This is a genomic window from Microvirga sp. P4_G7, assembly GCF_056401005.1.
The window spans coordinates 1-3,561 of the sequence record NZ_JBFUKD010000389.1 but is presented as its reverse complement, the minus strand read 5'-3'; the positions used below and the strand labels follow the sequence as shown (position 1 = coordinate 3,561).

The 3,561-nt window shown below is 61.3% G+C and carries 3 protein-coding genes; all 3 read left to right on the top strand.

The window, feature by feature from the left end:
* On the top strand, window positions 1-1,005 hold a 1,005-nt coding region (locus AC1DT3_RS15140), incomplete at its 5' end, for an HlyD family secretion protein (protein WP_477466070.1).
* Window positions 1,006-1,016: 11 nt separating this feature from the next.
* The gene (locus tag AC1DT3_RS15135; protein ID WP_477466069.1) at window positions 1,017-2,606 is read left to right on the top strand and encodes a DHA2 family efflux MFS transporter permease subunit; all 1,590 of its coding nucleotides are present in this window, start codon (window positions 1,017-1,019) and stop codon (window positions 2,604-2,606) included.
* Between the two features lie 121 nt (window positions 2,607-2,727).
* Window positions 2,728-3,561: ABC transporter ATP-binding protein (locus AC1DT3_RS15130; protein ID WP_477466068.1), on the top strand; the 834-nt coding region annotated here is incomplete at its 3' end.

Below are 3,561 nucleotides of genomic sequence, written 5' to 3'. Positions count from 1 at the left end.
GCCTACGAGGGCGCCAACTGGTGGCAGACCGGGCGTTTCATGGTCGAGACGGATGACGCCTACGTTCAGGCCGACATCACTTTTCTGTCAGCCAAGGTTTCCGGATATGTCGCCACTGTAGGCGTCGTGAGCAACCAGAGCGTCAAGGCGGGTGACCTCATCGCCAAGATCGACGACGGCGACTACCGGCTCGCGGTGCAGGCGGCAAAGGACAAGCTTGCGACCCAAGAGAGCGCGATCGAGCGCATCGGGCGCCAGATCGACGCGGGCAAAGCTTCGGCTGCCCAGGCGGAAGCACAGATCGCAGCCGTCCAGGCCGATGCCGAGAAGGCGATGTTGGATTACGGCCGGCAGATGCAGTTGTCCCAGTCCAACTACACCAGCCGCGCGACGCTCGAGGGCGCCAAGGCCGACCGCGACCGCTCCCAAGCGAACGTGAAGAGCGCTGAAGCGGCGCTTTCCGCTGCGCAGGCCAATGTCGAAGTTCTCTCAGCGCAGCGCAACGAAGCGACCCGCGTGGCCGCAGAGCTGAAGACCGCCGTGGAGAAGGCGCAGCGCGATCTTTCGTTCACGGAAATCAGGGCGCCGGTCGATGGCGTCATCGGCAACAAGGCGGTCGAGGTCGGCACCTATGTTCAGCCCGGCGCGCGCCTTGGCGCTCTGGTGCCGCTGAGCACCGTCCACGTGGACGCCAACTTCAAGGAAACGCAGTTGTCTTCCCTGCATCCGGGACAAAAGGTTCACATCGAAGTCGACGCCTATCCGGATCACGACGTGATCGGGACGCTCGAGAGCGTGTCTCCGGCCTCGGGTGCAGTGTTCAGCTTGCTCCCGCCGGAAAACGCGACCGGCAATTTCACCAAGATCGTCCAGCGTGTGCCGGTGCGTGTCGCGGTGAATCCGAATACGACACAACAGGGCTTCCTGCGTCCCGGCCTTTCCGTCGTCGTCAAGGTGGATACGCGCGAGTCCGCGCCTGCCGCGACGAAGACTGCACAGCATTGATCTAGGGCGCCATGTCCGCCACCGCCGCCGTCGACGGCCTACCAGCCAAACCCGCAGCAAGTTCAGCGCCGCTCGATCGGCGCCGGACCTTTGCGTTCTTCTGCATGGTGTTTGGGATGTTCATGGCGATCCTGGACATCCAGATCGTCTCAGCGTCGCTTGCGGAAATTCAGGCGGGTTTGTCCGCGTCGGCGGACGAGATCTCCTGGGTTCAGACGAGCTACCTCATCGCCGAAGTGATCATGATCCCGTTGTCCGGGACATTGTCGCGAGTGTTGTCCACGCGGTGGATGTTCGTGATCTCCGCCGGCGGATTCACGTTCATGAGCCTCATGTGCGCGACGTCCACGACGATCAATCAGATGATCGTGTGGCGCGCGCTACAGGGCTTCATTGGCGGCGGCATGATCCCGACGGTATTTGCCTCGGCGTTCACGATTTTCCCACCCGAGAAGCGGCCGATCATCTCGCCGATCATCGGCCTTGTCGCCACGCTCGCGCCCACGATCGGCCCGACGATCGGCGGCTATCTGACCGATCTTTTCTCATGGCATTGGTTGTTCCTCGTCAACATCGTGCCGGGCATCTTCGTCACGGTATCGACCTATTTGCTGGTCGATTTCGACGAGCCGCAATTCGATCTGTTCAAGACGTTCGATTGGTTCGGACTAGCGACCATGGCGGCGTTTCTCGGCTCTTTGGAATACGTGCTGGAGGAGGGGGCGAACAACGACTGGTTCCAGGACGAGTTGGTGCTGATCCTCGCGATCGTCTGTGTTGTTTCCGCCTTCTGCTTCTTTTACCGCGCCTTCACGGCACGCCATCCCATCGTCGATCTGCGCGCCTTCAGCGATCGAAACTTCGCGGTCGGTTGCGCGTTCAGCTTCGTCATGGGCATCGGCCTCTACGGCCTAACCTATCTCTACCCGCTGTATCTCGGCCGCGTGCGCGGTTACTCGTCCCTACAGATCGGCGAGACGATGTTCGTGACGGGCATCTGCATGTTCTTCATGGCGCCCGTCGCAGGCATCCTGTCACGCAAGCTCGATCCCCGCGTGATGATGGCCATGGGGTTCGTCAGCTTCGCGGCAGGAACCTGGATGGCGTCCGGTATCACCAAAGACTGGGATTTCTACGAGTTGCTCTGGCCGCAGATCCTGCGCGGCGTCGGGTTGATGATCTGTATGGTTCCGATCAACAACATCGCTCTCGGTACCCTTTCTCCGAGCCGACTCAAGAATGCGTCGGGCCTCTACAACCTCACCCGAAATCTCGGCGGCGCGGTCGGCCTGGCCTTGATCAACACGATCCTGAACCATCGCTGGGATCTGCATATCCAGCGGCTGCACGACAGCGTCCAATGGGGCCGTCCGATCGCCAACGAGACCCTCAACAATCTGGCGCTGAAGTTCCAGCAATTCGGAACGGAGGCCAACCAGGTCGCTCTTAAAGTCCTGTCGAACATGGTGCGTAAGGAAGCGCTCGTCATGGCGTTCGCCGACGTGTTCCTCCTGCTGTCCCTGCTTTTCGTCGGATTGGCCGTGGCTCTCCCGTTCGTGCGCAAGCCGAAGGCGGCTCCAGCAGGCGGGGGCGGACACTAGGGCGGCGTCCATCGACCAGGGCCATGCTAGCAGGGGATGACGTCGGCAGGCTGTTGTCCTCGCAGCCTAAGCGTCCTAGGCTTCCTTTCTCGATATTTGATATCCGGAAGCGCCAACCGAATTGCATTCTCCTCCTCGTCAGACACCCTCCGTCGGTGCCGTACGCCGCACCTTTGCGCCCTGGTCCGATCCCGCTGCAAAGCCGTTGATCCGTTTCGAGCATGTGACGAAACGGTTTGGCGACACTGTCGCCGTGGATCATCTGTCGTTGGACATCCACGAGCGCGAGTTCTTCTGTCTTCTCGGGCCCTCCGGCTGCGGAAAGACGACGCTGATGCGGATGTTGGCCGGTTTCGAGGATCCGAGCGAGGGTCGCATTACACTCGCGGACCAGGACCTCGCCGGCGTGCCTCCTTATCGGCGTCCCGCGAACATGATGTTCCAGTCCTATGCGCTCTTCCCGCATATGAGCGTCGCAAAGAACATCGCGTTCGGGCTCAAACAGGATGGTCTGCCGAAGGGTGAGATCGAAGCGCGGGTCGACGAGATGCTGCGCCTCGTTCAGCTCGAGCAGCTCGCAAAGCGCTATCCCGATCAACTGTCCGGCGGTCAGCGCCAACGCGTCGCCCTTGCGCGGGCCCTGGCGAAACGGCCCAAGGTGCTCTTGCTCGACGAGCCGCTCGGCGCTCTCGACAAGAAACTGCGCGAGGAAACCCAGTTCGAACTCATGGACCTTCAACATGAGCTCGGCATGACTTTCGTCGTCGTGACGCACGACCAGGAGGAGGCCATGACGATGGCCGACCGGATCGCCGTCATGGATCATGGCAGCATCGTCCAAGTCGCGACACCGGGCGAGATCTACGAACAACCGAAGACACGGTTCATTGCCGAGTTCGTCGGCGACGTGAATATTCTCGAAGGCAAGGTCATTGGCCAGGAGGACGGTCTGTGG